Source organism: Desulfocastanea catecholica, from assembly GCF_054657295.1.
The window spans coordinates 1-5,180 of the sequence record NZ_BAAHYZ010000067.1; the positions used below are offsets into that span (position 1 = coordinate 1).

At 46.1% G+C, this 5,180-nt stretch carries 4 protein-coding genes and 1 pseudogene; 3 read left to right on the top strand and 2 right to left on the bottom strand.

The window, feature by feature from the left end:
• Positions 1 to 314 precede the first annotated feature (314 nt).
• The gene (locus ACYQ8U_RS22490) at positions 315 to 839 is read right to left on the bottom strand and encodes a hypothetical protein (RefSeq protein WP_459947804.1); all 525 of its coding nucleotides are present in this window, start codon (positions 837 to 839) and stop codon (positions 315 to 317) included.
• Positions 840 to 1,176: 337 nt separating this feature from the next.
• Between ACYQ8U_RS22490 and ACYQ8U_RS22495 the strand changes: the two genes are divergently transcribed.
• Positions 1,177 to 1,440, top strand: coding sequence for a hypothetical protein (locus ACYQ8U_RS22495; RefSeq protein WP_459947805.1), 264 nt, complete (start codon positions 1,177 to 1,179; stop codon positions 1,438 to 1,440).
• A gap of 587 nt (positions 1,441 to 2,027) precedes the next feature.
• A complete protein-coding gene (locus tag ACYQ8U_RS22500) occupies positions 2,028 to 3,302 on the top strand; it encodes a B12-binding domain-containing radical SAM protein (RefSeq protein WP_459947806.1) in 1,275 nt (424 codons plus the stop codon).
• Between the two features lie 142 nt (positions 3,303 to 3,444).
• Here ACYQ8U_RS22500 and ACYQ8U_RS22505 read toward each other — a convergent pair.
• Positions 3,445 to 4,068: pseudogene (locus ACYQ8U_RS22505) on the bottom strand (flavodoxin family protein); the annotation flags it as partial.
• 226 nt (positions 4,069 to 4,294) lie between these two features.
• On the opposite strand from ACYQ8U_RS22505, the gene ACYQ8U_RS22510 reads away from it, so the two are divergent.
• Positions 4,295 to 4,936: a class I SAM-dependent methyltransferase gene (locus tag ACYQ8U_RS22510; RefSeq protein WP_459947807.1), complete on the top strand. Its 642-nt coding sequence runs from the start codon at positions 4,295 to 4,297 to the stop codon at positions 4,934 to 4,936.
• Positions 4,937 to 5,180 lie beyond the last annotated feature (244 nt).

Below are 5,180 nucleotides of genomic sequence, written 5' to 3' on the forward strand. Positions count from 1 at the left end.
TCTTTTTTGAACTGACATTTTTCTTTTCAAAAAGCTTGAGAAGCCTCTGTAACACCAGGACCGAAAGGGTCGTGGGATTTTCATAGGGGAGAACCCAGATCACACGTGGAAACAGATAGTCGAAAGTCGGCACAATAAGTTTTTTCAATTATTTGCATCAACACTGTTATACACTTTTATACATTTTTTACTCTCTTCCCCCTATCCCCGGTAAACGGGACATACGCCGGAGTAAGTACCATACAGATGATTTGCTTGTAAAAACAAGAAAACAATCCTTGAAGTACTAAAATAGTTAAGAGATGATGAGGTAACTATCGGCACCCTGTTGTACCGGCAAGACCGACCACAGAAAGATTCCTTTTGACAATAATCATCGTGTCATTGTCGACGGTGGTCTGGGCATTAAAAGCCTGAACAAACCCCTTGTCCGAGGACAGCATGGTGCGTGATTCTTCGTCAGTCAGATTGACTTGGTCTCTTTTGCGAGAACCTGGCGCAGGTGGTTTTGGCTCAGGACCGTGAGGTTTCTTGCCGGACGCTTCAGCTTTGGCACGACGGGAAGCTGCTTTTTCTTCGTATTCCTTTTGTTCCTGCGCGAATCTTTGCGCCGCCCGTTCTTCCATTTTGGCCTTTGCCTCGTCTACGGCTGCCAACCGGTCTTTGCGACGACCAAGTTCATCCGAAATATTCATCTCTTCGCGTATTTCATCGGCATCGGCCTGTTCGGCAAGCCGGGTAAGTTCCTCTACCTCGTCTTTGAATTGCTGTTCCAGCTTACAGGCATGCTCCCAGCTTAGGGCATGGTGTTTGGAAGCGTTGGCCTTATATTTTATCAAGCCAGCGGCTCCTTTCATGGAGATCACACTGTACCCGCAACCGGTTTTGATGTAACTATTTTATAGACGAATTCGCTCGAGTCGACTAACTCTTTTGCCGCTCCTACAACCGCAGTCATCGCCGGAAGAGGTTGCCAAAAAGCAATGTAGGTCTTACAATATTTCTGCATAACAGAAGATTTCCCAAATAGTTGCCTATTCAGGCACTATCGGCAGGAAGTGCTCTACCCGTCACAATCGGCAGTACCAATGTATCTCAAAGCTGCTGTTTCACATCCAGAGTGTTACTGCCTGTCAAATAAACACAGATCTACATAACAAAATTGGAGGTATATTTTTGCAAACAATAGTTAAAAAATGGTTCGGTGATAAAGACTCAGGTTTTCTCGATAACGGAAGCGGCCCAGGTATACTGGTGCGCAAAGCTGACTTGGTGAATTGTCAGTTTTTGAAGGTTGGTGCAACCGTTGAGTTTGAATGTCACACCGATAAGCAGGGACTAATCGCTAAAAATGTTATGCTTTCTCATCAGAAAAAAGTAACCAATCTACATAACAAAAAACGAACTACTAAAGAATTTCGTTTTGGTGTAATGACCTAACTGTAGGATTCGGATAAAAATCCTTCACCCTCCGGCACCTGACGCATATTGACAGCACATTATTCCATTCCTCACCCTTTTTAGAACGGAAGCCCTATACAGTTCAATGATCCCATTGCTTGTGATTCGGCAGTAAATGAATGACCGGGAACACTGCCAACCACTCGATTTCGACCGCCTTGTTTTGAGTTGGCCTGGTGATACTGCAGATGGAACTCGACGGCCTGTGATACTTTCATGGTGCACCGCCTGTTGTTGCGGTTTTTGGCGAAAAAGCATTAATTCGATCATACCCCATCGTGCTGTTTGGTAACAGGAGTGGCTAACGGGCTTAGGAGGAATGTGAAATTCTGAGGCTGTTGTTCAATAGAAGCCTGCCAGGGGATACCTTTCCCTACCAAAATACTGAATATTGCTGGTGACACAAAAAAATTGCGAAAGCTATCTTGAGAAGGTAGTTTTAATGCATCGGATCAGTGGCCCTCCTTTGAAAAGACCATTTGAGAGATACCCGGGATATAGCAATTATTAATCGTCTAGCACCTATTGCAGCACAAAAACTGTGTAGCCAGCAAAGAGGTTCTTTCATGAAGGTCCTACTTATCTCAGCCAATACCGAGCAGTTCAACATGCCTGCAATGCCTTTGGGGCTTGCGTGTGTTGCGGCGGCCAGCAGAAAGGCCGGGCATGAAGTTATATTGCTGGATCTGATGTTTGAAAGGAACACCGAGGCAATACTCACACAGGCAATCAAAAGCCTGAGGCCGGAGTGTGTCGGCATCTCAGTGAGAAATATAGACGACCAGAATTTTGAAAACCCGAGATTTCTTCTTTCCAAAGTAAAAGAGGTGGTGACAACGTGTCGAGCAGAGACTGATGCGCCAATTGTACTTGGTGGCGCTGGGTACAGCATCTTTCCAGAAAGTGCGCTTGCCTACCTCGAGGCAGACATGGGTATTGAGGGCGAAGGGGAAATTGCTTTCCCATCTCTACTTACTCACCTAGAAAATAAATCTGACTTATCAGGGATACCAGGGCTTCATATTCGGAATCATAGCCGGCAACAACCAAGAACACTTGCGAAAAAACTTGATGAGTTACCATTGCCGGACAACAGCATCCTATCCGTTTCTGCAAACAAAAATAATGACCCTTGGATTCCGGTACAAACCAGACGGGGCTGTGCGCTCAGATGCAGTTATTGTTCGACACCGACCATTGAAGGCTCCATTCTCCGGCAACGGTCGCCTGAGCTTGTTGTTGCCTGGCTTGCAGACTGGGTTAAGGCCGGGTACACGAATTTCTTCTTTGTCGATAATACCTTCAATCTCCCTCCAGCCTATGCCAAGGAGGTATGCCGCCGGATACTTGAAAAAGGTCTTAAGATGTACTGGCGGTGTATCATTTATCCGAAAAATGTTGATGAGGAATTGGTTGAGCTTATGGCCGCAGCCGGTTGCAGGCAGATCAGCCTGGGTTTTGAAACCGGCTGCCAGCTAATGCTGAAAATCTTGAATAAGCGTTTTTCTCTGGAAGATGTGCGTGCGATTGCAACTCGTTTTGCCATTCACGAAATTGAGCGCATGGGTTTTTTGTTGCTGGGAGGTCCTGGCGAAACTATGGAATCGGTGGAAAGAAGCCTTGCCTTTGCTGATTCTTTGAACCTTGAGACCTTGCGGCTGACAGCAGGTGTCCGCATTTACCCAGGCACCCAGCTTGCAGAAACGGCTGCAAGCGAAGGGTATCCGCTGTTGCCTGAGAACCTGCTCGATCCACATTTTTACCTGGCTCCAGGAATGGCCGGCTGGCTTTTGCCAAGATTAAAGGAATGGCAGGCTTCCCGCCCCTCTGTGATACTGTGAACAGGTATATGCCCTAGCAAAGATGAGACCGACGCCTTCACCAAAGTGCGCGGAGCATTGCGGCTTGGCGGAAGTAATCGTTAACCTGAATATCGGTTACGGTGAAGCTCAATTGTTGGCACGGACTCGCTCGATCCATCCGCTAGAGGCCGTGGTGAGTGACCCAGTAGTTGTACTCAAAAGGCCATTCCGCTTTCCGCCAGGTCATCAACGATCGCATCCACTGGTGAAAATCGTCCATCTTTGTTTTCACCTCCGAGTCAACGGTTTTCGTTTTCCAGGCTTCGACAAGACGGCAACCCAGGTCAAAGGCGTTTTTCTTTATGTCTTCAGGAAATTCATCGCCCGTGATCAAGCCCATGGTGGCCCAGACCGATCCCACCGGAACGATACCAGTCAAGATGAGAAAATAGTTCATGTAATCCGCGATGGGCTTTTCGTCGCCGCCACCTGACGTGACAATCGATACCCCGTATCGACCTGTGAAGCTCTGGCAGTCGAGAATACCACAGCATCGGTCCATGAAGGCCTTGAGTTGAGTACTTACGGAAAAGATGTACTTAGGACTTGCCAGAATCAGGCCGTCGGCATCTAAAATCTTCTGCACAACATCGCGAAAGCTGTCTTTCTGAACACAGAAATTTTTGACGTGACAGACGTCACAGCCACGGCAGGGAGCCACTGTATCTCCCTTGAGCTCGATGGTCTCATTCACGGCTTCCATGGACTCCGCGCCTTTCAGCACCTCGTTTGTCAGCTTTGCCGTATTGCCTTTTTCACCATGCCCTCTGTGTCGTACATTCGTTTTGCACTGCCAAGAATAATCTCATGTCTAATAGACAATGCAAAGACTGTCTCCAGGAAAACACGAAACATCTAAACTTGACAGTCCTGGCAAATTTCCTGGGTTGGTGGTACAAATATTACAATGGCGAAGAAATACTTCTATAGCGGATGAACTACTGTTATACCTTTACAAAAGGTTCTCAAACATGTCCGAAATACGAACCGGTCGACAAACGTATTATAATATTTTCTCCTGCTTTTATGATTTTTTTATAAAGATCCATTCCGGCCACCATGGAAACGAGACTCGTAAATTTTTAGTTGATTCGGTCCGAATAGACGATAGAAACCACGCCAGAATATTAGATATCTGTTGTGGCACAGGATCAGTTACTCTGTCCTTTGCAGAAAAATATCCTGATGCTTTGACAATCGGTTATGATTTTTCTATTGGCATGTTGCATAAAGCAAAACAAAAGGATGTGGCCAACAGGATAACTCTTGTTCAGGGCGATGCTTCAAGGTTGTCATATATCGATGACTGTTTCAATGTTGTTTGCTGTTCTCATGCGTTGTATGAATTGCAAGGCCGGGCAAGAACGGATGCGCTAAAGGAAATGAAACGGGTTGTCAAGCCCAACGGCCAAGTATTGATTATGGAACATGAAGTTCCACGGAACCCTCTTGTGAAGATACTGTTTCATATGAGAATGCTGATGATGGGCTCAACCGATTCCAGAGAATTTTTAAGGCAAGATCTTTCCCCATACAAAAAAATATTTGTAAACGTCACATTATCACACACACCATCCGGTAAAAGCAAACTTATCATTTGCCGAAAAAAATGAAGCTTGCCGATTATGGCTTGCAATGTAATGATCAATTAAATAGTGCGAGTCGAAGAGCTACCCCACCCCATACTGACGAATGGATTTGGTATGAACATCACCCTGATCTACCCCTTCTTTTCCATCGATCGCGTCCACATCGAAAATATAGAGGCTCCTCCCATCGGCCTCCATTACCTTGGCGCCCTGCTCAAGGAACAAGGGCATGAGGTGGAGCTGCTTAACTGGCATGATATAAAAAATT

Excerpts from the sequence above, each read along its gene's own strand:
- ACYQ8U_RS22500 (WP_459947806.1), top strand. The coding sequence starts at position 2,028 with ATGAAGGTCCTACTTATCTCAGCCAATACCGAGCAGTTCAACATGCCT.
- ACYQ8U_RS22510 (WP_459947807.1), top strand. The coding sequence starts at position 4,295 with ATGTCCGAAATACGAACCGGTCGACAAACGTATTATAATATTTTCTCC.